Source organism: Methanomassiliicoccales archaeon, from assembly GCA_036504055.1.
Taxonomy (GTDB): domain Archaea; phylum Thermoplasmatota; class Thermoplasmata; order Methanomassiliicoccales; family UBA472; genus DASXVU01.
On record DASXVU010000009.1, the window covers coordinates 24333 to 51272 of the forward strand.

The window sequence follows — 26940 nt, forward strand, 5'->3', positions numbered from 1 at the left end:
ACTATTTATTCCGGCTGCGGTGAAATCCCCAATATTTGAGGGGATATATAAACGTTGCCATCTTCATCGACCTTCTTGTTGGCAGCGTTCTTTTCTTGCCTGTTTGGGCAAGGTAACCCCCTCACCGCACATTTGATATTTAAGGCTTTCTCAGAAGGGTATTTTACGCCGCTTCTGGCCTTGCTTCATGGTTTCTACATGAGCTCGGTAGACTAAGACTTGCCTACATTAATAGGTTACGATGGTGCCGTTCGATCGAGTAAACGCCAATCTGATCATTGCCAGCATACCGAAATGATGCGTTCCGTGCCTATTTGGTGGTCTTCATGGCGGTAGATATCAGCTTGGGAATGACCGATATCCGTGTGGCCACATCGACCCCCGCTTCGCTTAGTCTCCTTACCTTGTCCTCCGCCAATCCAGTACCTCTGGATATGATCGCCCCGGCATGACCCATTCTCTTGCCCGCGGGCGCCGTCATACCAGCCACGAATGATACCACCGGCACGGACGCGTTTTCCTGGATATACTCGGCGGCCATCTCCTCAGCGGCTCCTCCGATCTCACCGATCAGTACGATGCCTTTGATATCGTCCCTGCCTTCACACATCCTTAGGGCGTCCACCATGCTGGTGCCGGTCACGGCATCTCCGCCTATCCCGATGCACAACGTCTGGCCTATACCAGCATCGGTAAGGGACTGGACGACCTCATAGGTAAGCGTGCCGCTCCTGGAGATCACTCCGACCGGTCCGGCCATGAATATGGAATTCGGCATGATGCCTAACTTGATGGTTCCGGGTATCGCTATCCCAGGCGAGTTAGGCCCGATGATCGTGACCCCCATGGACCGAGCATAATAGGCGATACGTACAGTGTCCTGAGGGGGAACGTGCTCGGTCACCATGACGATGGTCCTGATGCCAGCCTCGATCGCCTCGTAGGCAGCCTCCTTAGCGTGGATAGCTGGAACAAAAATGACCGACGCCTCAGCCCCGAACTCCGCCATACATTCATGAACGGTGTCCAGGATAGGGGTCCCATCATCCAAGGCCCCTGCCTTTCCGGGAGACACCCCGGCAACGATGTTTGTGCCAAACTGTTTCATGGCAGCGGTATGAATCCTTCCCTGGTGCCCGGTTATGCCCTGGACGATCACAGGGGTTTCTTTGGACAATGTCAATTTAGGGTTCATCCTACCATCTCCTGCTTGAGCATTACGATAGCGGATTCCAGGTCCCTGGTGAAAGGGATCGCGGCGGAGGCGAGCATCTCCTTCGCCCGGTCTTCGTTCACCCCCCTCAGTCTCACCACGATAGGAAACTTAGGTCCAGACGACCCTATCGCTTTGATCACTCCCTCGGCCACTGTGTCGCACCGGGTTATACCGCCGAAGACGCTGACCAACAGTGCCTTCGGTCGTGGTTTGGCCCTTTTCCCAATGGCCAGATCAATGGCGGTGGCCACTTGGCCGGGATCGTCCGTTCCACCCAGGTCGACGAAGAGACCGCCGTGTAGCCCATTCAGCTCCAAAAGGTCCAGTGTTGCCATGGTCAATCCAGCCCCGTTCGCCACCACGGCTATCTCACCCTCGAGCTGCACCAGATTGACACTGGATATCCTTGCTTCCTTCTCCAGCTTGGTCAGGTCCCGGCCGACCAGTTTGTTGAATTCATGGTGCCGGTAGACCGCGTCATCGTTCAATATCACCTTGGCGTCTGCGGCCACCAGGTTCCCATCCTCTGTCATCAGGAGGGGATTGACCTCCACCAGATCGCAATCCTTTTCCATATAAAGGTCCCAAAGTGACCTGATGATCACACCCAGTTGTCCCTGGAGCGATCCTTCGATGCCGAGGAAGCGGGACACCCCTAGGATAACATAGTCCTGCACGCCTATGAACGGTGAAATGCTCCAAGTGGCGATCTGTGAGGCGGGAACGTTCTCGATATCGGTCCCTCCGTTAGAGCTGACGATCAGAGAAGGCATCCCGCGACGCGGATCGATGGTGATTCCAAGGTATACCTCGCCTTTGATCTTCCGCACCATCTCCTCAAGAAGGACGGCGTTGACAGGCAACCCTTTCACTTGGATATTGAATATCTTGCGCGCCTCTCCGATCGCCTCGTCTACGGTCATGGCGGTGACCACCCCTCCGGCCTTACCTCTTCCTCCGGCGAGCACCTGGGCCTTGACCATTACAGGCATCTCCAGATGGTCTAGGCAGGATGTGATCTGTTCGGGGGAGTTGCATGCCTTTCCCTTGGGGACCTTGATCCCATACTGCCGGAACAGATCCTTGCCTTCGGTCTCGTAGAGTCTCATGTTCTCGAATCGCACTAGCGACTGGAATGGTATAACGTCTTTGCGCTTCCCAACTTGAAAACGGGTAAGGCAAAAGCCTCTCAAAAGTATATATAGAGAGATTAACTTTCGAATTTTGATGCCGATCCTGAGCATAGCTGGAATGGGTCCAGATTCGAACATCTTCCTGGTTACGGGGGAAGACCCATTCGTGGTTGACACAGGAACCGGTTCAAATCATGCGAAGATTCTAGCCAAGCTGCGCTCCCTAAACAAGGGGAAGCAGCCTGACCGCATCATTCTGACCCATCGGCACTATGATCACGTTGGTGGGGCGGCCAAGCTCTCGAAGGAGTTCGGTGCCGAGATCTACATCCATGAGCTGGACGCGGACGTGGTGGAGAGGGCAGACCTTAGAGCCACAGCCGCTCACTTCTATACCAGCAAAATGGACCCGGTGAAGGCCAATCGCCTGAAGGGGGGAGAGGTGTTCGAGACCGGGGACCATCGCTTCGAAGTGGTACACACGCCTGGTCACACTGCCGGAGGAATATGCCTTTTTGACAGGGGCACCGGGGACCTCATCAGCGGTGACACAGTGTTCGTCGGCGGGGTGGGCCGATGGGACCTGGAGAGCGGAAACCGCAAGGAGCTCGTGGCTTCTGTGAGAAACCTTATTAGCCTAAGTCCCAAGGCAATCTATCCGGGACATGGCGAAAGCACAAACATGGACGCGGCCATGGTCGTCAAGGATGCACTGACATACCTGGGGGAACTCTAGATGGAAATAATCAAGGGCAATGCAAACGGCGGTAAGGTATGCGAGATACAGGACGATAAGTTCGAGATGGTGGTCTCGGAGCTGCGCTCCGGTCACTTGATCGTGTACCCTACGGAGACCATCTACGGCCTCGGCGCCGACCCGTTCGACGAACTGGCGGTAAAGCGCGTGTTCAAGGCAAAGAAGCGTCCCTATGATATGCCGCTCTCCATAGCCGTGAGCAACGCCCGGATGCTGGAAGAGCTGGCGTTCGTAGACGACCGCGCACGGAAGCTGATCGACATGTTCCTGCCGGGACCGTTGACGCTTTTGCTGCAGAAGAAGCCGGTCGTCCCGGACATGGTGTCGGCCGGATCGCCTGAGGTAGGGATCAGGATCCCAGACCACCCGTTCGCTTTGAGGTTGATAAACGAGTTCGGTCCGATCATTTCCACCAGCGCCAACCTACACTCCCGGCCCAACCCGATCACGTGCCAGAGCGCCATCGATGATCTGGGCGAGTCCGTCTCCATCTACGTGGATTGCGGACCCAGCCCTATCGGCAAGCCATCCACCATCGTTCAACTTCTCGAAGGCGACGTCGAGGTCATCCGCCCGGGGGCGATCCCCATTGAGAAGGTCGAGGCTGTGCTACATGGATGAGCATGCGTTGGATTGCGTCAGAAAGGCCGGCCGGATCGCCGGCGAGGCGCGCGAGCTTGGCGTGAGCTTGGTCGCTGCGAACGTTCCCTTGGTCAAGGTGGCCGAAGAGACGGAAGCGTACATCTATGAAAAAGGGGCCAAGCTTGCTTTCCCGACCAACATCAGCATCAATGATATTGCGGCGCACTTTTCACCGAACCTGCACGACGACACGCGGTTCCAGAACGGGGATGTCGTCAAAGTCGATGTCGGAGCCCATGTGGAAGGGTACATCGGCGACACTGCCGCGAGCGTCGAGGTGGGTACAAAGAACTGGACCGATCTGATCGGAGCGTCGTCAAGAGCGCTGACCTTCGCCACCGAGATGATCAATGACGGCACGCCGGTCAATGCCATCGGCGGAGCGGTCGAGCGCAGCATCAAGGAATCTGGCTTCCGGCCGATCGTGAACCTGAACGGGCATGAGGTCAAGCAGTATAACCTTCACGCGGGCCTTTCCATACCGAACTACGACGATGGCACCGCCACCAAGATCAGGGAAGGAATGACCATCGCGGTCGAGCCCTTCGCGACGAACGGCGCCGGGCAGGTGGACGATGTCAAGGGGGGCAACATCTATCGCATCATACGGGACCGTCAGCTCAAGGACGCGGAATCGATGCGCCTGTTCGAGCAGATCAAGGCCGAGTTCGGTTCAATGGCGTTCTGTGAGCGCGGATGTCAGAAGATGAACAAGGATGCGCCCCACCTGCTGAAGAACTTGTTCCGCCATGGAGTGATAATGAGCTACCCGATGATGCGGGAGATGAAACATGGCATGGTATCGCAGACGGAGCACACGCTCCTGATCGTCAACAACCGTTGCGAGATCACCACCAAGGTGTGAGTCCAGCCAGCCCGTCAGAGCCGATTCTCACGCTCATAAGCTTTAATTTAGCCCAGCGGTATTACCCATCGAGAAGGTCGAGGCTGTGCTACATGGATGAGCATGCATTGGACTGCGTAAGGAAGGCCGGCCGGATCGCCGGCGAGGCGCGAGAACTGGGCATAGGCCTGGTGGCGCCGAACGTGCCCTTGGTCAAGGTGGCCGAGGAAGTGGAGGCTTACATCTGCGAGAAGGGTGCCAAGGTGGCATTCCCGACCAACCTCAGCGTCAACGACGTGGCGGCGCATTTTTCACCGAACCTGCATGATGACATGCGATTCTCCGTCGGCGACGTGGTCAAGGTCGATGTCGGCGCTCATGTCGACGGATACATCGGCGACACCGCCGCGACGGTCGAGGTGGGCACCAAGAACTGGACCGACCTCATCGGAGCGTCGGCGAGGGCATTGACCTTCGCCACCGAGATGATCGCTGATGGAACGCCGGTGAACGCCATCGGAGGGGCTGTCGAGCGCAGCATCAAGGAGTCCGGTTTTCGGCCCGTGGTCAATCTGAACGGCCATGAGATGAAACAGTACAACCTACATGCAGGGCTCTCGATACCCAACTTTGACGACGGTACGACCACAAAGGTCAGGGACGGAATGATCATCGCGGTAGAGCCTTTCGCCACCAACGGGGCCGGCCAGGTCGACAACGCCAAGGCGGGCAACATCTATCGGATCATCCGCGACCGTCAGCTCAAGGATGCGGACACCATGCGCCTGTTCGAACTGATCAAGACCGAGTTCGCCACACTTCCGTTCTGTGAACGGCAATGCCAGAAGCTGAACAAGGACGCGCCGCACCTTCTGAAGAACATGTTCCGGCATGGTGTCATCATGAGCTACCCGATGCTGCGCGAGGCGCGGCAGGGGATGGTATCTCAGACGGAGCACACGCTCGTCATAGTGAAGAACCGTTGCGAGATCACCACCAAGGTGTAAGCCCAGCCAGTATCCGCCGGAAGGTTCTCCGGCTCAGAAGCTTTAATTAGCCCAGCGGCATTACGCAGGAGCACTGATGCGAGGGTAGCCAAGCCAGGTCAAAGGCGACAGACTCAAGATCTGTTCCTGCAGAGGTTCGCCGGTTCAAATCCGGCCCTTCGCACCATCACCTGCATTTCTGAAGGCATTTTTTCTGTCAACGGGGCATTCCCTTTTTTGGGTATTTGGTTGAATGGAATTTCCCGCTCAACTTGCTTTCATCGAACCATGCCCATTCGATCTTCGGCATGATCTCTTTTCGGCGGTCTCAATTGAAAGATGTAATGGCGTCCTGCTTATCGCATCGATCCATAATGGGATTGGATCATACGATATGCGGACAAGCTTCGCCGAGTTATCGACCAGTTCGCAATCTGATACCGGTCAATGCGAGATGGCAACCAGATTGCCAAGCTCTTCCGCGGGGGCGGTGACGACTCAACTTTTCATTCACTGTCCATTCTTCCGATTCCTGATCACGATGATCAAACCGATTATGGCAACGGCCAGAAGAGCTAAGGCTATTGACAGATAGGCCAGGTTGTCATTACCAGAGGGCGCCGTCGCTCCATCGGAATTCGAAGGGGAGATGGTCAGAGCCGATGATTGGGCTCCCACCCCTCCTGAGCTATGCGCCGCCACAGCAAAGGAATAGCTCTCCCCTTCCGTCAACCCGGTGATCATAGCCGATGTTCCGGATGTGTGCTTGATATCGATGCCGTTCTGGTAAACGATGTAGTAATCAATGGAGGAAACGTCAGCCGGAGCTGTCCAGGACAGCGTGACCTTTGCTATGTCTATCGTGGTGATCAGATTGGTGGGCTTTCCCGGGACTGCAACGCTCGAAATCGGAGTCACCGCAACCGCTGTTGTCTGTGCTCCAGTTCCGATCGAATTATGTGCCGCCACAGTGAAGTTGCACGTTTTCCCATTGGTCAGGCCGGTGACGATCCCGGAGGTTGTGACGGAATGGATGGTGTCGACCCCGTCCTGATAGACGATGAAAAAATCGATGATGGCGCCTCCATTATTGTTTGGAGTGATCCACGATAGTGATACCTGTCCATTTCCTGGTGCCGCAACGAGTCCGGTCGGAACCTCCGGTATCTTAGAGATGGTCGTTGGAGTCGCCATTACCGCCGATGACAATTCACCGATGCCAATCGAGTTATGCGCTACGATGGCAAAGCTGTACTGATGATCGTTCATCAGATCCTGGATCGTCGTTGAGGTTGTTAGGCAATGTTCGGATCTGGCCGTTCCATCGATATATACCAGATAGTAATCAATGACCGACCCTCCATCGTTTCCCGGGGCTGACCAGGTAAGGGACACCTGGGAATTGCCTGGAGTGGCGATCAATCCGATAGGTTCTCCGGGGACGGTTGGGGATAGATTCGGAGTTGCTGAAATGCTTGAGGTCTTTAGCCCGGTTCCGATCTGGTTGTGCGCGGCGATGCTGAGATCATAGGTCTGTCCATTTGTTAGTCCGGTGATGATTGCGGAGGTCATCGTTGGATGTTGAACATCGCTTCCATCCTGATAGACGATATAGAAATCGATGGCCGCCCCTCCATCACTATCCGGCGTTGTCCAAGATAGAGACACCTGGCCTTCACCCGGGGAAGCGGTCAGTCCGGTCGGCGTATTTGGGACCGTTAAGATCGTGGTCAGTGCGCTTGGAGTGGCTGAAGCACTGGAGGTCTGTGGTCCTGTTCCAGCTGTATTGTGCGCAGCCACTTTGAAGCTGTACGATACTCCATTCGTTAGCCCAGTCACCACATGGCTTGTTGATGAGGGATGAGCAATGTCGATGCCATCCTGATAGACGATATAATAGTCGATCGATGAGCTTCCGTTGTTGGTCGGTGCTGTCCACGTAAGAGAAGCTCGGGCATTTCCAGCATTGGTCAAAAGAGCAGTCGGGGCGCTTGGTGCACTAGGAGCTAGGGATGGCATAGCAGTCACAAGGGTTGACTGTGTACCCAGGCCTGCCAGGTTATGGGCGGAAACGGTGAAGGAATATTGTTGACCATTGACCAAACCGGCGATTATTGTCGATGGACCGGTGAGGTGATAAGGCAGTGCAGCTCCGTCCTGATATACCACATAGTAATCGATCGCCCTGCCACCATCGAAGACAGGTGCAGTCCAGTTCAAGGTGATCTTTCCGTTGGCGAGAGCCCCAGCCAGCCCGGTGGGGGCATCAGGAACACCATATGGTATTGAATGAATGGCGCTTGAATTATGGCCTATTCCTGCACTGTTATGAGCCGCGACGGTGAATGAATATGTTTGACCATTCGTCAATCCCGTGATTATTCCTGAAGTGGTGGTGTTGTGATGGACATCGACGTTGTTTTGATAGATCACATAATAATCGATCGCCGCCCCTCCATTATAGCTTGGAGGTGTCCATGATAGCACGACTTGTTCATTGCCCGGCGTCATAGACAAGTCGGTTGGTTCGTTAGTTGTATCGGGTCTCGGAGTGGCTAAAACACCAGAGGACTGTTGCCCGATATAACCAAATGGAGTACTATGACCGGTCGAATAAAAGCTGTGAGCAGCAACGGTAAAATTGTAGGTTTGCCCATTGTTCAGATGGATTATGGTAGATGTCGCTAAAGCATCTGAATTGTAGGTGGTATCCCATACATTATTCCCGTCCGCATATATTGTGTACCCATCGATGACGGCCGCGTAGCTATTGGCAGGGGCGGTCCAAGTTAGAGACACTTGGCCGTTGCCAGGGGTCGCTGAAAGATCGGTCGGTGCTTCGGGAACTGCTCTCGGAATCGCTATGATATTGATTTGTGCGCTGTCTCCCGCAAGATTATGGCTCGCAAAAGAAAAAACGTATGTCTGGCCATTGTTTAAGCCAGTGATCGTCACGTTGTTGTTGGATGTATTCACAATATCGATACCATCCTTATAAACGATGTAATAGAGTACAGTGCCGCCCCATTCTGAACTAGCCCAACTAAAATTGATCTGCCCATCTTCAGGGATTGCGTAAATATACTTGGGAGGTCCTGGAACGGTAATGGGTATGCCGTATACCATATCACATTGTGGACCAGTCCCAGCAGCGTTATTTGCCGCTACTGTGAATCCATATGAACGATAATCTTCTGTCAATCCATCGATTTCCGCCATAAGGCTAGTGTAATGATCTGGGAGTGCGATATTATTTAGGTAGATTGTATAATAGTCAATAGTACTGCCTCCATCAGAAACTGGCGCAGTCCAATTCAGTGTCACATGGTTAATACCAGGGACTGCTGTGAGCCCGGTCGGGACTCCTGGCACAGTCGGAGTTTGGTCCGCGGTTGCCGTATTCATTCCGAAAACTACCAGTGAACTAGAAAGTAGCATTATTCCTATGACTAAGATATTTACAATTGCTCCCGCACTCTTCCTCACACGATTCCCCCGAACTGGAACAGACTATGAGCCTAGAAAGCTTAAGGATTTTGGGAGACTATCTCATCCAGTTAATCTTGTTTTGCGCCAACGAGTGAATATTGTCCAATATTGAAAGAGAGACGATTGGGAAAAGGTAGGTGAACGGAACATCCTTTTTATCGAGAATTGATTGTTCTGATCTGGAAATATCAAGGTCAAATTCGCCCCACCATCATCGTCTGGTGCACAAGGGAATGGTGAGATTCCATACTAATTGTTTAAGAAAAGGTCGTCTAGTGTCAAACGAGCCCATCGATCATTAGATCAACGCGCTCCAGGAACTGCGAGCCCGATGAAGGATATCGGAAAGAAAATCTCACAGCTTCCTCTTGCTCCTCCTCAAGACCAGGAATCCCGCGACCATGGCAACCGCCAAAATAGCCAGGACCACGGAGAAATATAACAGGTTGCTGCCATTTGTCGCGTTTGCACCGTTGGGGCTTGCCGCACCGTTCGATACCGTTTGGGTCGATGACTGGGTTCCGACGCCGCCCGAATTGTGGGCCGCCACCGCGAAGGTATAGTTCTCGCCGTTGGTCAGGCCGGTGATGGTGACGGTGGTGAAGGACGTATGACGTACATCGACCTCGTTCTGGTAAACGATGTAATAATCGATGTTGGAACTGTTCGATGGGGCGGTCCAGGACAGGGTGACGGTCCCATCCCCTTCCGTTATGGTCAGGTCGGTCGGTACACCGGGTACCTCGACGCCGGAGGTAGGCGTGGCCGTGTCAGCCGTCGTTTGGCCTCCGACCCCTACCGAATTATGTGCCGCCACGGTAAAGCTGTACGATTGTCCGTTGGTCAGACCGGTGACATTCTGCGATTCCGTTGCCGGGTGGGATATGTCGATCCCGTCCTGATACACGATGTAGTAATCGATCGCAACCCCTCCGGCACCATCTGGGGTAGTCCATGATAGGGAGACGTGGGCGTTGCCTGGTACCGAGGTCAGACCGGTTGGGACGCCGGGAACCGTCGGGGCCGGGTTCGGAGTAACCGAAACGGCGGCCGTCTTCGGTCCAGTCCCTACGGAATTGTGCGCCGCGACGGCAAAGCCATAGGACCGACCATTCGTTAGGTTGTTGATAATGGTCGAGGTGGAATCGACGTGCGCCACATCGGCGTTGTTCTGGTAGACGACGTAGTAGTCGATCTCCGCTCCGCCGTCATCGGCCGGCGCGTTCCATGCAAGGCCTACCTGTCCATTATCCACTGAGAAGGTCAGATTGGTAGGGGCGCCGGGAACGGTAGTGCCCGGAACGTTGACCAGGGGATGGTTGTCCTTGCTGCTGCCCTCGCCGATCGGATAGGGGTTATCCACTATGCCATCAATGTTGGCGTCTGGTGTCGTCCAGTCGCTCCAGTAGTTTCCGGACGATCCGGTGTTCCAACGGTTGCCCACGCCGGTATCGGCGCATTGGGGATGCAACGCGTTGTACACGGACGACGATCCATTGTTCCCGACAATGACGTTGCCATACACATTGTTATAGTCGGAATTAGCGAGATGGATACCATGCCCGACGTTGTCCCTCAGCGTATTGTTGGTTAGGGTGTTGTAATTTGAACCGTTGAGCACGTAGATCCCGTTGTCGCCGCTGGAATAGCAGATGTTGTTGGATAGGACATTATTGCTTGAGGATCCGGCCATCATTATGGCGCAGGCCCTGGTCGCCCGGCACGTGTTATTCTTCATGATGTTGTTGCTCGAGCCGAACGTGTAAATGCCATGGGCGGCATCGATGCAGACGTTATCGGTAAGTGTGTCATACCCAGTATTGTTCAGGAAGATACCGTAAGGATCATTGCCGCTGCAGTTGCTGTCGGTCACGGTGACATGGCTCGATCTGACGATCTCGACTCCATTGTTGTTACCGTGCAGGTAGCAATTGCTGATGACCAGATGAACGGTGATACCACTGACGTATATGCCTGCGCCGCCCGCGCTGGTCGTGTTCCCCGATATGTCAAAACCGCTTATCACATAAGGGTCGTTCGCCGTTCCCGAGCCGGTGCAGCCACCTGATGCCTTCAGTGCCAAGAGATCGTCGTTACTGGCGATGTGGATCGGCGAATGTGACACATAGGTCGGTTCGCTCGCCTGCACATCACCAATGCTTCCCACTGAAGCGAAGATCGATATGACCAGTGAAAATGATACGAGGATCAGAAATCCCCTGCCAGTAATTGCCTTCATGTCCTCTGCCTCCCGTTCCTCATGAGGATTCGAGGCCTATGGAGGGATTTCGATATTTAAGGTTAACGATTGCTATGGAAATCCGGTCGAAGGAACGGATGGCACGACCGAGGTCGATAAGTACTGGCCTTATCTCACTTAGGGCCGCCTCTATGCATGACCGTGCCCCTTACGACGAGCACCGGGCATTCGGCCATTCTTATGACCTTCTCGGCCACGCTCCCCATCACCAGTTTGGAGACGCCCGAGCGACCGTGGGTGCCCATGACCACCAGGTCGAAGTCCCTGGTGTCCTTGATTATCACCTGGGCCGCCGAACCTCGTTCGATCCGGGTCTTCACCTTGACCCTCCTCTTCTCCCCTTCGCTCTTGATATAGGCCACGGCCTTGGCACCTTCATCCTCCAAGGTCGGAGCCAGATTGGGAACGTTTGGCATGTTCCGGGCGAGTATGGAACCCTCGTCGATGACGAATAGCGCGGTAACCTCCGCACCGGTCATTTTCGCCAAGGCCAATCCGTGGTCTGTTGCCTCTTTTGAATATTCGCTGCCATCTGTTGGAATCAATATCCGGTTATACATCTTTAGGCTCCTTTGCCGTCTGAACCTGCGGCTCCTCTGCGTTCACAATGTTTCCTTTCAAGAACGGTGCCACCAGGACCATCATCAATAGGATCACGCCTCCGATCAGGAAGGCGAAATCAACGCTGTCCGCGAATGCCGTCAATATCTGCGAGGAATACTGTGGCATGACCGTTAGGTATGCAAGGATATCAGTATTGTGCGGCACGGCGTTATAGACCTCTGTCGCAAGACTGCCTTTCAGCGCGTCGTCGATGTGCAGGTTGATGAGCGATGCGAAAACAGCCGTTGCCACGGTGCTTCCTATGGCACGGAATAGGTTGACACCGGATGTGGTCATCCCCATCTCGTCCGTCCTTGCACTGTTCTGGACCGCGACCATTATCACCGCCATGACGCAACCGAGGCCAACGCCAAGAAGGAATATGTAGGCCACGAAGAGCCACACACTATCTCCGAGTCCCAATGTGGACATCATCGCCATCGAGGCGCATGAAATTATCGGGCCAGTGATGACCCATGGCCTGTAACCGGTCCTTTGGACGAACTTGCCGCTCAATGTGGCTGTGATTATTAGGCCGGCGACCATGGCGATCAAAAGGTAGCCTGCCTCTTTGGACGATAGTCCGAAGATGTAGATGCTGAACATCGACAGGTAGGCCATCGCCCCGGTCATGCCGAGACCGAAGATCAACATGGCGAAGGAGCCGCAGACGAACGTCCTGTTCTTGAACAGACGCGGTGCGATGACCGGGTCCTCTGCCCTGAATTCCAGGAAGATGAATGTTCCGAGCAGCACGGCCGCTGCCAGGACCATCGATCCGGATTCGTAGCTGACCCAATCGAACTCACTTCCCGCCCAGGTGAAGAACAACAGCAGGTCCAACAGGAACAGGCCAAGGACGGACATGCCGAGGAAGTCGATCCTCTTCTTATTGACGACCTCGACCGACGGGAACTGCCTCGCGATCATGAACAGCGAAAGTGCCACGATCGGGACATTGATGAAGAACACCCAGTTCCAGCTGATATAGTCCGTTATGAGCCCACCGAGGATTGGTCCTGCAGCCGTACCCAGCCCGAAGATCGCCCCCATGACCCCCTGCATCTTTCCCCGCTCTATTGGTGAGTATAGATCGGCGATGGCGGCTGTGGCCACTGGCATCAGGATGCCTGCTCCCAATCCCTGTATGGCACGGAAGATGATGAGCATCTCCATGGATGAGGAGAAACCCGCACCGACGGAACCGGCAAGGAACAGGCTTAGCCCGATCAGGAAGAATGGCTTCCTCCCATACAGATCGGACAGTTTACCAGCGATGGGGATGGCTATGGTCTCGCACAGTAAATAGGCGGTGAACATCCAGCTAAAAAGACCCAGGCCGCCAAGATGAGCAGCGATGTTCGGGCCGCTGGTGGCGACGATGGTCCCATCCAAACATGCGGCCAGCATTCCCAACATCAGACCTGCCATGATGAGCCTGCGGTGCTTCGGGTCGATGTTGGACCAACTGATCGAATCGTTAGTGTTCAATTGATGATCTCCAAGTTAGTTTCGACTTGTCAAGTCAACTCGCTATTTAATCGTGTTGACTTAACAAGTGGAATATGATTTTATTAAAAGCAGACATATCCATGTCCGATCCGATGGACTATCGAGACTTTGTCATTCCCCTCAAGAAGATGAGATCGATCCTTGATTCCTCCATGAACCGGACACTGAAGGACAAGGATTTCACTGCGTCTCAGGTGCCTTTCATCATGGAGATCGGCGAGAACGAAGGTATCTCGATGAAGAATCTGAGCACGGCCCTGGGCGTTGACAAAGGATTCACGACCAGAGTGGTGAGGGTCCTCATCGACAATGGCTTCGTGGAGAACAGGGGAGAATCCTCCAGGACATATAGATTGTACCTGACGGAAAAAGGTAAGGAAGCGTTCGATCTCTCGACGACGACCCTGGACCAGGCCCTCGGTCAGATATTCGAATGTTTGAATGACGAGGACATCAACAACCTGAGAAAGATCTCCGCAAAGATGAACAAAAGACTGGATGAGCTGTATAAATATTGAAATCAGAAAGTGGAAGAATGCGGCTGTCCCCTATCTTGCTCGGGATTTCGATCATTTCGACAGGAGATCATCCTGGGTTTTCAGATCTCCATATCTTTCTGGATCCAGCCAATGGTTTGTCTTAGATATTGAAGCATGAGGAAAGACGAACACCTTCGATCCGTCTGGAAGACCATGAATGATGCCAGATGCAAGAAGCCATGACTGGAGGATCAATAGGCATGGATATTATCGGCGGATGTGGAGGCCGCTCCATGCGCCATTTGCTCAAGTCGCGGCTTATATTCCACCTACATGGATGACCGAATATCTCGCCAGATACCTCGAATCACACTTCCAGAGCCTTCTTACTTTTTCATTCCGTTCTTGATTGCATCTTTTCCATTGATATATTCGCCTCCCCTGCATTCCTTCTGAACATCGAATCGCATATTCTCGATGCTGCACGGGGTGATTTTCCCGCACCAGGAGCAACGAGCAGTATTGCCCACAAGTGAAGAGGTGAAGAAGGCCATCGCCGTTTCGAATTGTTCGGGAGAATCGGCCCATTCGTTACATATCGCACACTTGATTTGACAACGTATTTGGTTGGGCATTGGGGAGAATAACTAAAAAACCGTATATCAAACCGCCAGTTGAGACGTGATATTCTCGATGATACTCAACTTCAGACATGTCAGCAGAACATCAGAGCAGCACACTGGCAAGAGGTTAGTTCGGAAATGCTTCCCGCTCTATGGGAAATAATATGAGCACCCTCCATTCCTCGTTAGATCGGGGAGTTCGATCAGCATGGTGAATCTTGAGATCGGACAAAGACGACTTACCGCGCAGGGCATTTGCGGAGATCACTTTATGGATCCCCTTGAAGCGGTGCGGTCCCTAGGAGCGGTCCAGGCCCAGGATTACACCGCAGCGATGTGGGCGATCGGACTCCGCACTAGGAATTCATCTGCCAAGAATGTCGAAAAAGCTCTCCTCGACCGCACCATAGTCCGATCGCCCCTCCTTCGGAACACCATACACATCGTTCCCTCGGAAAACTATCGATGGATGTTGAACCTGTTCTCAGGGCGGATGCGGAAGAACTTGACGAGCATTGTAAGGTCGAACCATATCGAACTAGCTCAGGGCACGATCGAAAAAGGTCAAGAGATAATCAGAAATGCATTGCAGAATGGGAATGAATTGACCCGCAACGAGCTTGGGGATATCATGCTGGAAAAGGGCATAAAGGTTAAGGGATTGGCCCTGCTGCTATTGGTTCAATATGCCCATATCGATGGACTGATATGCTATGGGCCAAGGAGAGGAAGCCGCCAGTCCCTGGCCCTAACCGATGAATGGCTTCCGGCCTTTCGGGATGTGGGGCCCGATGAGGCAATGGACCGGATAACGATTCAGTATTTCAAAGGGCATGGGCCGGCGACCCTTCAAGACTACGCCTGGTGGACGGGGCTCAAGATATCGGATGCTCTCAATGGACTTGAAAGGGTCAAGGCCGAACTAGCTCGCCTTGATATCGATAAGACCACCTACTGGATGGCGCCCCATAAGGGAAAGGGTTGCAGGGATCTCCCCAAGCTGTGGCTTCTGCCAAATTACGACGAATATGCCGTCGGATACAGAGACCGGCGGGCGATGATCAGACCTGATTTCCGATATCAGCCAGATTATGCTCGGGGAAGCATAGAATTGTCCAACGTCATTGTCGTTGATGGAGAGATCGTAGGCACTTGGAAACGGGTCTTCGAAAATAGGTCGTTGCAGGTGAAGGTCCGGACATTCATCGAGCTAAATAGGTACGAACAGGATCTATTGGCAGAGGAAACAGAAAGGTACATTTCCTTCATGAACGAACCCTGATACATATCTTCAGACCGGATCCGCCTGTTTGCCAGGTTTTCTCTTATCACGGTGAATATTCGATACATCTTCCGAAAATGATTCTCTGACCAATAACAATATACTATTGTTAAATTGTGTCAACGGCTCTATGGTAAGCTTAAGGATAGACGAGAAAGTGTGCAGCGGATGTGGGATTTGTTATGGAGATGAATGTCCAGAGCTATTCGTTGAGGGAGACAATGGCATCAGCGAGATCCTACCATCGTTCCAGAAGGGCAGTAAGTCTATCGGGGACATCCCAGCCGATAAGGCAGCGAGCGCCAAGAGCGCAGCGATGGCCTGCCCAAATAACGCGATCACCATCGGTTGATCGGCCCTCGCTTTGAGGGACCTAACCATTCTTTTATAAACAATCCTTAATGCTATTATTCGACTTCGTCAAACGGGCACTGGCGATTCAGAGAAAATTGATGAGGCCATCTCCCGCATTCTCGAGTATATCGAACATATCCTCATGGGACCTTTTCCAGACCTGAGCGGGGAGACCTGGTCAACTTGCTGTAAAACGATAGGGAGACGGTCTCATATTTGAGCAGGTTACGCAATCAGGTCCAGGATGCAGACCGTGATGCTGCTGGCATTGGCCATCTTCCTGGTGACCTACATTCTGATCTCGGTTAGGCGATTCGGCAAGCTTAACCTGGAAAGGCCAGTGGTAGCTCTCTTCGGTGCCTCGCTGATGGTCGTATCCGGTGTCGTCACCGCCGACCAGGCCTTCGCCTCCATCCAGTTGGACATCCTGGGCCTGTTGCTCGGCATGATGATCATCGTGGTATCGTTGGAGCTCTGCGGGTTCTTCACCTGGGTATCGGTCAGAATGATAAGGGCCTCAAAGAACCAATTCCAATTCCTGGTTCTGGTGATGGTCGTAACGGCGCTGCTGTCGGCACTGATACTGAACGACACGGTCGTGCTCCTGTTCACACCGATCGTGATCAGGGCCTGCCGTTTGATCAAGGCGAATCCCATACCGTTCCTGGTGGCGGAAGCGGTGTCGGCCAACATCGGCAGCGTGGCCACGCCGGTTGGGAATCCGCAGAACGCATTCATTGTCACCCAGTCCCACATCACCTTCGCCGAATTCACCGGCAAACTGCTTCCAGTGACATTGATGTGCCTGATCATCGCTATCGTCCTAATATGGGTCGTGTTTAGGAAGGACCTGAGGGACGGGTGTGAAAGGAACGGCCGATACTGGCTCTGTGAAAGGAGCAAACCCATTGATGCTGAGAAGGCCGTCATGGAGATAGCCCCCTCGTCGGTTCACCGCTCCGTTTACCTGGTGCTCGGAGCATTGGTTCTGGTCTTCATTGGATTTGTCCTATCCCCTTACATCAACCTGCCACTGGCCATGGTGGCCTTCATCGGTGGAGCGGCCGTCCTCATGTTCCTGCCGTTCTTCAACCGTTCCATCCAGCCAGTGGAGGTGTTGCGCAAGGTCGATTGGACCCTCATCCTGTTCTTCGTCGGGCTTTTCGTGGTACTGAAGGGAGTGGAAACATCCGGCCTGCTGGCAGAGATGATGGGCACTTTCCAGGCCAGCAGCGGTTCGGGCCTTACCAGCATACCCGGGCTGACCGGTTTCTGCGCTATCCTCTCCAATCTGATCAGCAACGTTCCGGCGGTGATGCTGCTGTCTCCCTTCGTGGCCAGCGTCGGCAGCAACAACCTTTGGCTGGCACTGGTCACGAGCTCCACGCTGGCTGGGAACGCCACCATCCTGGGGGCGGCGGCGAACGTGATCGTGGTGGAAACAGGGAACAAGATGGGGGTGGAGGTCTCGTTCTGGCAGTTCATGAAAGCGGGGCTGCCGATCACGATCATCACATTGCTCCTGTCGGTCGTGATGCTGGGGATGCTCTAGGGAATGCTCAGGAATTAGATGGACCGGGGCAAATACAGTCTGGCCCGGCACACGATCGTACCATTTGGGGTGCCTGTTATCCGTTTAAGGATAATGTTTCCTCTAAAGGCATGATACCTTAAATAGCGAGAAAGTAGCTGTGCTCTAACATGGAATTGGGAGTGTGGTTCGGAATCGGGTTCATTGTACTTGGCACGCTCATGCTGCTGTTCGAGTTGCATGCCCCTGGTACTTTCCTGATTGTACCCGCAACCGTACTGATGGTGCTCGGGGTCATCGGCATACTCATACCAGATGCGTTGTTCACCTGGTGGGCACCGATCGCAGCGGTGATCGTTCTTGTGCCAACCACACTGCTGACCATCAAGCTGTATCAGAGACTCTCTCCACCGGGACCGCCTGTGACGACCGTAGCGACCTCGTTGGTGGGCATGAAAGGGATCGTCACCACGGACGTGTATCCGCACACCCTGAGGGGAAAGGTGGAGATCGAGCACGATACCTGGTCGGCAACGTCTGAGACGATGATACCTAAGGGAAAGCGCGTGGTGGTCGTCAGCAGCGAAGGGGTGCACGTCGTCGTGAAGGAGATATGCGATGACCCAACGCGCACAGAAGTGAAGTGCCCGTGATACGGGGATAGTGATCTAGAGAAAGGAGAGGTAACAAATGGCGGACGCAACTTTGGAAATAATCATCGGATTGCTGATACTGGCGATTGTCGCAGTGATCGTCATCGTGACGAGCGGAGTGAAGATCGTTCAGCCTTACCAGCAGGCAGTATACATGAGGCTGGGAAGTTATGTCAGGATACTCGACCAAGGCATGAACTTCGTAACGCCGCTGATAAACACGGTGGTGAAGCTCGACCTGAGGACGCAGGTGCTGGATGTTCCGAGACAGGAGGTCATCACCAAGGATAATTCACCGGTCAATGTGGACGCTGTCATTTACGTCAAGGTCATAGACCCGAAGAAAGCTTTCTTTGAGGTCACGGACCATAGGGCAGCGACCATCTACCTGGCCCAGACCACCCTGAGAAGCGTCATCGGCGATATGGAGCTGGACGAGATCCTTTCCAACAGAGAAAAGATCAACCTTCATCTGAGGGACAAGCTGGACGAGGCTACCGACAAGTGGGGGGTCAAGGTCGAGGCGGTCGAGATACGTGAGGTGGACCCGGCCCCGAAGGTCAAGCAGGCAATGGAGGAGCAGACCTCGGCAGAAAGGTTGAGGCGCGCGGCCATATTGAAGGCGGACGGACAGAAGACCGCAGCGATCCTTAGCGCCGAAGGCGAGAAGAGGGCCAGGATCCTCCAGGCAGAAGGCCTTCGTCAGGCTAAGGTGCTGGAGGCGGAAGGCGAGCGCCTGGCGATCATCCTGAACGCGCAAGGTGAGGGACAGAAACTGAGGATACTGAGCGTGGGTTCAGCCTCACTGGACTCGAAGGCGCTCACGGTACTTTCATTGGACACGATGAAGTCCATCGGCAACGGACAGGCGACCAAGATCATCCTGCCGTTCGAGGTGTCCAAACTCATGGAGAACGTCTCCGAATACCTAGGTGGAGGGACAAAGGCGCCGGAACGGTCCATATCCAACCGTGAGGAGATAGAGAGGGCGGTCGGAAAGGTCGACGATATCCTCGGTCCGATACCGACCCAAGACGAACTTAGGGCGGATTTCAAGAACATCGAGGATGCCGTCCAGAAGGACCGGATCGAAGCTGCAGAGGCGATCAAGGAGATGGAGAAGAAGAAGAGGGCGGCGATGATCGCGCCCGATGGCTCCGCCTGATCCAAACCCCTTTCATCATCCTTTTCTTTTCCTTCTATTGAGCCAGCGTGTCGCCTTAGGGCACGATTTCCTCCTTCGGACTGCTTCTAACAGACCCTTTTTTATATCACGAGCAACATAGCAACTATCGTTCTGCACGACCAGCATCGTGCGGTTCAAAAAAGGAATGGGTATCGTAATGTATGGTGGAAAACCAAGAGGCGGCGGTGGCGGCTACGGGGGACGACCAAGACAGGAAGGACCCCGGGAGATGACGAAGGTAAAATGTTCCGACTGCGGGGCAGAGACGGAAGTTCCATTCAAGCCGACCGAGGGCAGGCCGGTCTATTGCAGGGACTGTTATCAAAAGCACAAACCCGCCAGAAACGACAGGTTCTGAACCTGTCAAATTCATTCTTTTTCCTATTCTGATGAGTCATATCCAGCTTATTCTGCGACGATGCGCGTCATTGCATACCTGAAAACGAAGGTTTATAGAGCCTCGATCGCGAAAAGTAGGAACGTCCATCTCGAGATCGATGTCCTTAGGGTCATCAAATTCCCATGATCAACGGTGGTAACACAATCTCAATGCTACGATACAATGACATTGCATAGAATGTGGTGAGGATCGATAAAATCATAAGAAAGTGGACGGTGCGCGATTTGAACGCGCGGCCTCCTGCTTGCAAAGCAGGCGATCTTCCGGTCTGATCTAACCGCCCAATTAGGGGTCGTAAACGTCCTGGCAAATATATAGGTTTCCCGTCAGACGACGATCTCGGATCACAAAGGACTACCGTTCTAATAAGCGCCATCCGACGGTTTTTTGATCCATTACCTGCAGATCGCTCCTTCGTTGGCCCCTTTGACCAGCTTGCGATACTTTGCCAGCATCCCGTCCGGATGACGGTCGACGACCTCGACCTTTTCCAGGCGTTTCTTGATCTCCTTGTCGCTGACGCCGACCAGCTCAAGCTTTCTGGCAGGAATATCTATCAGGATGCGGTCCCCATCGATGACCGCGGCTATCGGCCCCTTGTCGAACGCTTCCGGGCAGACGTGTCCGATGCAAGGTCCCCTGGTCGCGCCGGAGAATCGGCCGTCGGTTATGAGCGCCACCGAGTCCGACAGGCCCATGCCGGCTATCATGCTTGTGGGCCCGAGCATCTCAGGCATCCCCGGTCCGCCCTTCGGTCCTTCGTAACGGATCACCACCACGTCACCGGGAACGATCTTCCTTTCGGATATGGCCTTGCTGACCTCGTCCTCGGAATTGAAACATCGCGCGGTCCCTTCGTAACGCATCATCTTCTCGCTGACGGCCGCCTGTTTGACCACTGAGCCTTCCGGTGCCAGGTTACCGAACAGGATGGCGATGCCGCCCTGAGCATGGAACGGCCGGTCCATCGGCCTTATGCACTCTTCGTCCGTCACCCTGGCCTCATCGGCGATCTCGTGGATCGTCTTTCCTGAGACGGTGTCCTCGTCGTACAGGTGGTCCTTTATGCGCTTCATGATCGCCGGAACGCCGCCGGCCCGGTCGAAGTCCCCCATGACGTATGGACCGCTGGGCCTTATGCTGGTCAGATGCGGGATCTCCTTGGAGAACTCGTCAAAGGTCTTGAGGCTGATCTTGATGCCAAAATCTGCCGCGACAGCCGGGATGTGCAGAGCGGTATTGGTCGAACCTCCGATGGCCATATCGACCCGTATGGCATTCTTGAATGAATCCTCGGTCACCATGGAACGGGGCGTTTTGTTCTGCCGCACCAATTCGACTATCCGCCGTCCGGACTCGCGGGCTATCTCACGCTTCTTCCTGCTGTCGGCCATGGCGGTCCCGCATCCTACCAGCGACAGACCGAGCGCTTCGGTCAGGCAGGCCATGGTGTTGGCGGTGAACAGGCCGGCACAACTGCCCGCTCCTGGACAGGCGCAGGCCTCGATGAGCTCCACATGTTCCTTGTCGGTCTTGCCTGCCTTGTACTCCCCCAGGGCTTCGAACACGCTCTGAAGGTCCAGGCGGTCCTTTCCGTTCACGCCGTGCTCCATCGGCCCTCCGGTGACGATGATCGTGGGCAGATCGCATCGGCCGGAGGCCATCAACATACCGGGAGTGATCTTGTCGCAATTGGTAACGCCGACCCATCCATCGAAGCAATGGGCCTTGACCATCAGCTCGACGCAGTCGGAAACGGTCTCCCTCGAGGCAAGCGAGTATCGCATGCCCGCGTGACCCATGGCTATGCCATCACAAATGCCTGGAACACCGAAGGTGAACGGAACACCTCCCGCCTCGATTATTCCCTGCCTGACCTCTTCGACGAGCGAATTGAGATGGATATGACCGGGAATGATGTCGTTCTGGGAGTTCGCTATGCCGATGAACGGCTTGGAAAAGTCCGCGTCGGTCAATCCAACTGCCCTGAGAAGGCTTCGGCTTGGTGCCTTCTCGATACCTTTTGTGACGATATCGCTGCGCATGCTATCTCCGGCATTGAATATGGGAAGGAGTAGATAATCTGTTCACTTCGAGAATGCCAGCATCACGCGAGCTTGACCGAGGCCTCATGCAGCCTTAGGAACAGGTCCGACAGGAATCCGGAGACGATGTCATCCCTACGGTTCACTTCCCTGATCCAGATGCGGATGCTGAGCGTTATCTTCGCGTCCGCGATGTCCGACACAAGGACCCGCGGCCGGAACATATCGTACGATATCCTGCCTTCGAATAATATCCTGAGATGCCTCAGATGCATCAGTCTGTCTATCTCCTTCTTTTCTTCACCAGGCACATTGGGCAGGATGAACGGGTTCTTGTCAGCAACATCGAGTATGATCCTAGTCACCCTATCGATGTCTTCCTCCGGCGAGAGCGTCAGCCGGAGCGGCACCTCGAAGAACCCCGCCTTGGTGTAGTTGATCACCTTGCTGCTGACGATCACGGAGTTTGGTACGACCACAAATTTTCCCTGCGGGTCCAACAGGACAGTTTTCGTCAGGGTAATGTCCTTGACCCTGGCGGGCTTTGTCTCGGGAGTGCCTCCGATGTCCACCCAATCCTCCAGCTGGATCTGACGTTCCAGACCCATCAGTATTCCCGCCATGAAGTTCTGCAATATCTGCTGTGAGGCCAACGCAATGACGATACCGACCAACCCGATACCGGCGGCGACCGTCGTGAAATCGATGTTCAGAAAGGTGATCATTCCGAATGACAGACCGGCCGCGATGATCGCATATTGGATCCAGCGGGCGATCAGCTTCGAACGTCTCTTACCGATACGTGTGTCAAATCCCCTGCGGAAGATCGCATACGCGAGCCGACCTACCGATAATGATAGGAAGATCAGGATCGAGAAGTAGACAAGTCCTTCCAGGTCTATGCCGAACACCTCAGCCATCGTCTAGGCGATGAGAATATACTGGATAAGATTGTATCTGTCTAAAAATAAAGAGAATTAAGGGGAAGGGATTTGTTCAATTGATACTGGAATTGGTTTGAAGCGTTTAGGACCTGAGAACGATCTCGATGTTAACACCATCGGGCACTTGAATCCTCATCAGTTGCCTCAGGGCGCGCTCATCTGCGTCTAGATCGATCAGTCTCTTGTGGATACGCATCTCCCATCTGTCCCATGTCTCAGAGCCCTCTCCATCCGGGCTCTTCCGGCAGGGAACCTGGAGCCTCTTGGTAGGCAGGGGGATAGGTCCGCGTATAGCGACGCCGGTCCTTTGGGAGATCTGCTTTATCTGTCCACAGACAGAGTCGACCTTCTTTGGGTCCGTGCCGCTCAGTGAAATCCTTGCGCGCTGTGCCATGTGATCATCTCAAAATATAAGAGGAAAGGGAAGGGGTTTACATCTCCTTCTTTTCGACTTCGATGCACATACCGGCTGCGACGGTAGCGCCCATGTCACGGATGGCAAACCTGCCGAGCTGCGGGAAGTCCTTTGCCCTCTCCACAACCATTGGCTTGGTCGGCTCTACCTTGACTATGGCGACATCGCCGGTCTTCAGGAAGGTCGGGTTCTCCTCCTTAACTGCGCCGGTCTTCGGGTCGAGCTTCTTCTGGAGCTCGATGAAGGAACATGCAACTTGAGCGGTGTGGCAGTGGAACACCGGGGTGTATCCAACTGGGATTGCCGTCGGGTGGTTCAGGACGACGATCTGGGCGATGAAGGTCTTGGCAACGGTCGGCGGGTTGTCGACTGGGCCTGCGACGTCTCCCCTCTTGATGTCGTTCTTGGCGATACCCCTGACGTTGAATCCGACGTTGTCGCCGGGGAGTGCCTGGGGCAGCTGTTCGTGGTGCATCTCGATGCTCTTGACTTCGCCTATCTTGTTGGACGGCATGAAGATGACCTTCATGTCCGGCCTCAGGGTACCGGTCTCGACACGTCCGACTGGGACGGTTCCGATACCGGTGATGGTGTAGACGTCCTGGATCGGCAGCCTGAGGGCCAGGTTGGCCTGGGTCGGCGGGACCTTCAGCTTATTGAGGGTCTCGATCAGGGTGTCTCCCTTGTACCACGGCATTTCCGCGGTGCCCTTCTTCAGGATGTTGGTGCCAGTGTAGGCGCTGATCGGGATGAACGGTACATCTTCCAGCTTGTAGCCGATGTTCTTCAGGAGGGCGGATACGGCTTCCTTTGTGGTGTTGAACGTCTTCTCGTCGTAGGCTGGCTTGGTGGCGTCCATCTTGTTGATGGCGATCATGATCTGCTTGACGCCTAGCACCTTGGCCAAGAAGATGTGCTCCTTGGTCTGGGCCTGCGGTCCGTCGGAAGCGGATACGACGACGCATGCTGCATCTGCCTGGGAGGTACCAGTGATCATGTTCTTGACGAAGTCACGGTGACCGGGGGCGTCGATGACGGTGAAGTAGTACTTGTCCGTCACGAACTTCTTGTGAGAGACGTCGATGGTCACACCACGCTCTCTTTCTTCCTTCAGGTTGTCCATGACCCATGCGAACTCGAATGTTGCCTTTCCCTTCTCTTCCGCGAGCTTCTTGTACTTTTCGATGACGAACTTGTCTATCGCGCCGGTCTCGAGCAACACCCGACCGACTGTGGTGGACTTTCCGTGATCGACATGACCTATGAACACAATGTTCATGTGGGGCTTTTCTGATGCCATTTTTCATCCTCCTTTTTATTTTCTATATACTGTAATATGCTTGATTTTTCTCGATACCGTTCTTGATATATAACGGTTTTTCATCCTTAGCCAGAGTAATATGCGGCGTCGTAAGGCTCTGGGTTGAGGCCCTTCCTCTTGCGTATGTCGCCTACAACTTTCGGCTGCAGTTCCTTCGGGACGATCACGAAGCCAGCGTTCTCAGTGGACCACAGAGCGCGGCCCTGTGTGGCACCGCGTATGGCGCTGGCGAACCCGAACATCTCGGCGACCGGCGCCCTGGCGACGATGACCGCGTTGATGCCCTCCTGGTTGATCTCCTCGATGGTGGACCGCCTGGACTGGAGCTCACGTATTGCGTCTCCCATCAGGTCCTGCGGGACGTTGATGTAGATCTTGGTTATCGGCTCTAACAATACCCGCTCTCCCATGCACATGGCGCCATAGATGGCAGACCTTGTGGCAGGGATGACCTGGCCCGGTCCCCTGTGGATCGAGTCCTCGTGCAGCTTGGCATCGACCAGTAGCATCTTCACGCCGGCGCACTTCTCTTGAGCGAGTGGTCCGACGGTCATTGCCTCATCGAAAGCCTGTTTGCACAATTCCATCGTCTCGTGCAGGTTCTGGATACCTTTCGTCATATCGATCAGGATGTTGTTGTCCTTGAAGCCAACGATCCCCTTTGCCTGGTCCTTGTCCATTCCCAGGTCGCTGAGCTGTTTGGCCAGTGCCTTCGGGTCCTTTATCTTGCCTTCGGTTTTTATGTCGCCAGCCTTCATCGCGGCCACTATGGCGTCTTCCAGCGGCAGGACTTCCATGAAGAAGCGGTTGTGCTTGTTCGGGGACTTGCCCTCGAACGGGCCTCCGTGCTGTTTCACGCACTCACGATAGACGACGATCGGTGCAGATGCCTTGATCTCCACCTTGTGGTCGTTGACTATCCTGTACTGGGTGATGTCCAGGTGCAGCTCTCCCATTCCGGACAGGAGGTTCTCTCCAGTCTCCTGGTTGATCTGTACTTGGATGGACGGGTCCGCCTTTGCGACGGTCCTCAGCACTTCGACCAGCTTCGGCAGGTCCTTCATGTGCTTGGCCTCGATGGCCACGGTGACCACCGGCTCGGAGTAGTGGGTGATCTTCTCGAACGCTTCCATGTCCTTGGCGGTGGAGATGGTCGAACCGGCGAAGGCATCCTTCAGTCCGGCGAGAGCCACTATGTTGCCTGCGTCGACCTCATCGACCGGGATACGGTCCGCCCCGACGCTCAGGGAGACGGTCTGGCAGCGGTTCATTCCCATGCCGACGATGTTGAGTTCCATGCCACGGATGACCTTACCGGAGAACAGACGGCCGATGGCCACCTCTCCAGCGTGCGGGTCCATGATGATCTTGGTGCACATGAAGGTGACCGGACCATTGGAATCGCAGGTCATCATGGCCTTGCCGACATCGGTCTCCAGGTCGCCCTTCCAGATGACCGGGATACGGACCTTCTGTGCGTCCTGCGGGTTCGGGACGTGGGTGATGACCATGTCGAGCAGGACCTCATGGACCGGGGACCTCTTGGCCAGGGTCTTCTGGTCCTCGTTCTTGCAGTACTCGTAGACGTCCTTGAACGATATTCCGGACTTCTTCATGTACGGGGCGGATATTGCCCAGTTGTTGTAAGCGGAACCGAAGGCGACGGAGCCGTCCTCGACCTTGACCTGCCACGACTTGCGCAGATCCTCGGGCAGCTGGGCGTTGATCCTCTTGTTGACCTCGGCGATGATCTTCACGAAGCGTTCCTGCATCTGCTGCTGGGTGACCTTTAGCTCGTTGACCAGGCGGTCGACCTTGTTGATGAACAGGACCGGCCTGACACGCTCCTTGAGCGCCTGCCTGATGACGGTCTCGGTCTGAGGCATGATGCCCTCGACCGCGCAGACCAGGATGATGCAGCCATCCAGAGCCCTCATGGCCCTGGTGACGTCCCCGCCGAAGTCGACGTGACCCGGGGTATCGATCAGGTTGATCAGGTATTCGTGGCCGCCATAGCTGTGAACCATGGAGGCGTTCGCGGCGTTGATGGTGATGCCGCGGGCCTGCTCCTGCTCATCGAAATCGAGCATCAGCTGCTTTCCTGCCAGGTTCTCCGACATCATGCCGGCGCCGGCGATAAGGTTGTCACTGAGCGTTGTCTTGCCGTGGTCGATATGCGCCGCCGTTCCGATGTTGCGGATGTACTTCGGCGTACGCATAATGGCCTGGGCTTTTGCGATGTTATCCTCTTTACGTCCCATAGAT

22 protein-coding genes and 2 tRNA genes are annotated in these 26940 nt (G+C 54.6%); 12 read left to right on the forward strand and 12 right to left on the reverse strand.

Annotated elements, in window-relative coordinates:
- Positions 1-310 precede the first annotated feature (310 nt).
- Positions 311-1195 (reverse strand): succinate--CoA ligase subunit alpha, encoded by an 885-nt coding sequence (gene sucD, locus VGK23_02560; GenBank protein ID HEY3419413.1) that lies wholly within the window; start codon positions 1193-1195, stop codon positions 311-313.
- Entirely contained in the window at positions 1192-2325 is a 1134-nt protein-coding gene (locus tag VGK23_02565; GenBank protein ID HEY3419414.1) for a succinate--CoA ligase subunit beta, read from the reverse strand. The genes sucD and VGK23_02565 overlap by 4 nt, the downstream gene beginning before the upstream one ends.
- 118 nt (positions 2326-2443) lie before the next feature.
- On the opposite strand from VGK23_02565, the gene VGK23_02570 reads away from it, so the two are divergent.
- The 5 genes from VGK23_02570 (at position 2444) to VGK23_02590 (ending at position 5765) form a co-directional block, all read left to right on the forward strand.
- Positions 2444-3085 (forward strand): MBL fold metallo-hydrolase, encoded by a 642-nt coding sequence (locus VGK23_02570; GenBank protein HEY3419415.1) that lies wholly within the window; start codon positions 2444-2446, stop codon positions 3083-3085.
- The gene (locus tag VGK23_02575) at positions 3086-3727 is read left to right on the forward strand and encodes an L-threonylcarbamoyladenylate synthase (protein ID HEY3419416.1); all 642 of its coding nucleotides are present in this window, start codon (positions 3086-3088) and stop codon (positions 3725-3727) included.
- The gene (map, locus tag VGK23_02580) at positions 3696-4613 is read left to right on the forward strand and encodes a type II methionyl aminopeptidase (protein HEY3419417.1); all 918 of its coding nucleotides are present in this window, start codon (positions 3696-3698) and stop codon (positions 4611-4613) included. The genes VGK23_02575 and map (VGK23_02580) overlap by 32 nt, the downstream gene beginning before the upstream one ends.
- A 92-nt stretch (positions 4614-4705) precedes the next feature.
- Entirely contained in the window at positions 4706-5599 is an 894-nt protein-coding gene (gene map, locus VGK23_02585; GenBank protein ID HEY3419418.1) for a type II methionyl aminopeptidase, read from the forward strand.
- Between the two features lie 78 nt (positions 5600-5677).
- Positions 5678-5765 (forward strand) — tRNA-Leu (locus tag VGK23_02590).
- A 323-nt stretch (positions 5766-6088) separates the two neighbouring features.
- On the opposite strand, the gene VGK23_02595 is transcribed toward VGK23_02590, so the two are convergent.
- The 4 genes from VGK23_02595 to VGK23_02610 all read right to left on the reverse strand — a co-directional run bounded on the left by VGK23_02595 (position 6089) and on the right by VGK23_02610 (position 13421).
- Positions 6089-9016 carry a fibronectin type III domain-containing protein gene (locus tag VGK23_02595; protein ID HEY3419419.1) on the reverse strand — a complete coding sequence of 976 codons (2928 nt, stop codon included), beginning with the start codon at positions 9014-9016 and terminating at the stop codon, positions 6089-6091.
- 406 nt (positions 9017-9422) lie between these two features.
- On the reverse strand, positions 9423-11306 hold the full coding sequence (locus VGK23_02600; GenBank protein ID HEY3419420.1) for a fibronectin type III domain-containing protein: 1884 nt from the start codon (positions 11304-11306) through the stop codon (positions 9423-9425).
- 134 nt (positions 11307-11440) lie between these two features.
- Positions 11441-11887, reverse strand: coding sequence for a universal stress protein (locus VGK23_02605; GenBank protein ID HEY3419421.1), 447 nt, complete (start codon positions 11885-11887; stop codon positions 11441-11443).
- On the reverse strand, positions 11880-13421 hold the full coding sequence (locus tag VGK23_02610) for an MDR family MFS transporter (protein ID HEY3419422.1): 1542 nt from the start codon (positions 13419-13421) through the stop codon (positions 11880-11882). The genes VGK23_02605 and VGK23_02610 overlap by 8 nt, the downstream gene beginning before the upstream one ends.
- 113 nt (positions 13422-13534) lie before the next feature.
- Here VGK23_02610 and VGK23_02615 point away from each other — a divergent pair, with 113 nt between their 5' ends.
- The 7 genes from VGK23_02615 to VGK23_02645 all read left to right on the forward strand — a co-directional run bounded on the left by VGK23_02615 (position 13535) and on the right by VGK23_02645 (position 19908).
- Positions 13535-13960, forward strand: coding sequence for a MarR family transcriptional regulator (locus tag VGK23_02615; GenBank protein ID HEY3419423.1), 426 nt, complete (start codon positions 13535-13537; stop codon positions 13958-13960).
- An 855-nt stretch (positions 13961-14815) separates the two neighbouring features.
- On the forward strand, positions 14816-15826 hold the full coding sequence (locus VGK23_02620) for a winged helix DNA-binding domain-containing protein (GenBank protein ID HEY3419424.1): 1011 nt from the start codon (positions 14816-14818) through the stop codon (positions 15824-15826).
- Positions 15827-15956: 130 nt separating this feature from the next.
- Positions 15957-16178, forward strand: coding sequence for a ferredoxin (locus VGK23_02625; protein ID HEY3419425.1), 222 nt, complete (start codon positions 15957-15959; stop codon positions 16176-16178).
- A gap of 246 nt (positions 16179-16424) precedes the next feature.
- The gene (locus VGK23_02630) at positions 16425-17732 is read left to right on the forward strand and encodes an anion transporter (GenBank protein ID HEY3419426.1); all 1308 of its coding nucleotides are present in this window, start codon (positions 16425-16427) and stop codon (positions 17730-17732) included.
- A 149-nt stretch (positions 17733-17881) separates the two neighbouring features.
- Positions 17882-18364: an NfeD family protein gene (locus tag VGK23_02635; GenBank protein HEY3419427.1), complete on the forward strand. Its 483-nt coding sequence runs from the start codon at positions 17882-17884 to the stop codon at positions 18362-18364.
- Positions 18365-18401: 37 nt separating this feature from the next.
- Complete coding sequence (locus tag VGK23_02640) at positions 18402-19529, forward strand: SPFH domain-containing protein (protein HEY3419428.1); 1128 nt, start codon at positions 18402-18404, stop codon at positions 19527-19529.
- Positions 19530-19779: 250 nt separating this feature from the next.
- Positions 19780-19908 carry a CxxC-x17-CxxC domain-containing protein gene (locus VGK23_02645; GenBank protein HEY3419429.1) on the forward strand — a complete coding sequence of 43 codons (129 nt, stop codon included), beginning with the start codon at positions 19780-19782 and terminating at the stop codon, positions 19906-19908.
- A 251-nt stretch (positions 19909-20159) separates the two neighbouring features.
- Here the strand turns inward: VGK23_02645 and VGK23_02650 are convergent.
- From VGK23_02650 to VGK23_02675, 6 genes are all read right to left on the reverse strand, one after another.
- Positions 20160-20233, reverse strand: a tRNA-Ala gene (locus tag VGK23_02650).
- A 112-nt stretch (positions 20234-20345) separates the two neighbouring features.
- On the reverse strand, positions 20346-21995 hold the full coding sequence (gene ilvD / locus VGK23_02655) for a dihydroxy-acid dehydratase (protein HEY3419430.1): 1650 nt from the start codon (positions 21993-21995) through the stop codon (positions 20346-20348).
- Between the two features lie 62 nt (positions 21996-22057).
- Complete coding sequence (locus tag VGK23_02660; protein HEY3419431.1) at positions 22058-22915, reverse strand: mechanosensitive ion channel family protein; 858 nt, start codon at positions 22913-22915, stop codon at positions 22058-22060.
- A gap of 106 nt (positions 22916-23021) precedes the next feature.
- The gene (rpsJ, locus tag VGK23_02665) at positions 23022-23333 is read right to left on the reverse strand and encodes a 30S ribosomal protein S10 (GenBank protein HEY3419432.1); all 312 of its coding nucleotides are present in this window, start codon (positions 23331-23333) and stop codon (positions 23022-23024) included.
- A gap of 37 nt (positions 23334-23370) precedes the next feature.
- Complete coding sequence (tuf, locus tag VGK23_02670; protein HEY3419433.1) at positions 23371-24654, reverse strand: translation elongation factor EF-1 subunit alpha; 1284 nt, start codon at positions 24652-24654, stop codon at positions 23371-23373.
- Positions 24655-24740: 86 nt separating this feature from the next.
- Positions 24741-26936 (reverse strand): elongation factor EF-2, encoded by a 2196-nt coding sequence (locus VGK23_02675; protein HEY3419434.1) that lies wholly within the window; start codon positions 26934-26936, stop codon positions 24741-24743.
- Between the last annotated feature and the right edge of the window lie 4 nt (positions 26937-26940).

Bases quoted from the DNA above. Each gene is read 5' to 3' on its own strand.
- VGK23_02625 (HEY3419425.1), top strand. From the start codon at position 15,957: ATGGTAAGCTTAAGGATAGACGAGAAAGTGTGCAGCGGATGTGGGATT.
- VGK23_02615 (HEY3419423.1), top strand. From the start codon at position 13,535: ATGGACTATCGAGACTTTGTCATTCCCCTCAAGAAGATGAGATCGATC.
- map (HEY3419418.1), top strand. From the start codon at position 4,706: ATGGATGAGCATGCATTGGACTGCGTAAGGAAGGCCGGCCGGATCGCC.
- VGK23_02635 (HEY3419427.1), top strand. From the start codon at position 17,882: ATGGAATTGGGAGTGTGGTTCGGAATCGGGTTCATTGTACTTGGCACG.
- VGK23_02620 (HEY3419424.1), top strand. From the start codon at position 14,816: ATGGATCCCCTTGAAGCGGTGCGGTCCCTAGGAGCGGTCCAGGCCCAG.
- VGK23_02565 (HEY3419414.1), bottom strand. From the start codon at position 2,325: ATGAGACTCTACGAGACCGAAGGCAAGGATCTGTTCCGGCAGTATGGG.
- VGK23_02630 (HEY3419426.1), top strand. From the start codon at position 16,425: ATGCAGACCGTGATGCTGCTGGCATTGGCCATCTTCCTGGTGACCTAC.
- rpsJ (HEY3419432.1), bottom strand. From the start codon at position 23,333: ATGGCACAGCGCGCAAGGATTTCACTGAGCGGCACGGACCCAAAGAAG.
- VGK23_02675 (HEY3419434.1), bottom strand. From the start codon at position 26,936: ATGGGACGTAAAGAGGATAACATCGCAAAAGCCCAGGCCATTATGCGT.
- VGK23_02660 (HEY3419431.1), bottom strand. From the start codon at position 22,915: ATGGCTGAGGTGTTCGGCATAGACCTGGAAGGACTTGTCTACTTCTCG.
- VGK23_02600 (HEY3419420.1), bottom strand. From the start codon at position 11,306: ATGAAGGCAATTACTGGCAGGGGATTTCTGATCCTCGTATCATTTTCA.
- VGK23_02595 (HEY3419419.1), bottom strand. From the start codon at position 9,016: ATGCTACTTTCTAGTTCACTGGTAGTTTTCGGAATGAATACGGCAACC.
- ilvD (HEY3419430.1), bottom strand. From the start codon at position 21,995: ATGCGCAGCGATATCGTCACAAAAGGTATCGAGAAGGCACCAAGCCGA.
- tuf (HEY3419433.1), bottom strand. From the start codon at position 24,654: ATGGCATCAGAAAAGCCCCACATGAACATTGTGTTCATAGGTCATGTC.
- VGK23_02605 (HEY3419421.1), bottom strand. From the start codon at position 11,887: ATGTATAACCGGATATTGATTCCAACAGATGGCAGCGAATATTCAAAA.
- sucD (HEY3419413.1), bottom strand. From the start codon at position 1,195: ATGAACCCTAAATTGACATTGTCCAAAGAAACCCCTGTGATCGTCCAG.
- VGK23_02640 (HEY3419428.1), top strand. From the start codon at position 18,402: ATGGCGGACGCAACTTTGGAAATAATCATCGGATTGCTGATACTGGCG.
- VGK23_02570 (HEY3419415.1), top strand. From the start codon at position 2,444: ATGCCGATCCTGAGCATAGCTGGAATGGGTCCAGATTCGAACATCTTC.
- VGK23_02645 (HEY3419429.1), top strand. From the start codon at position 19,780: ATGACGAAGGTAAAATGTTCCGACTGCGGGGCAGAGACGGAAGTTCCA.
- VGK23_02575 (HEY3419416.1), top strand. From the start codon at position 3,086: ATGGAAATAATCAAGGGCAATGCAAACGGCGGTAAGGTATGCGAGATA.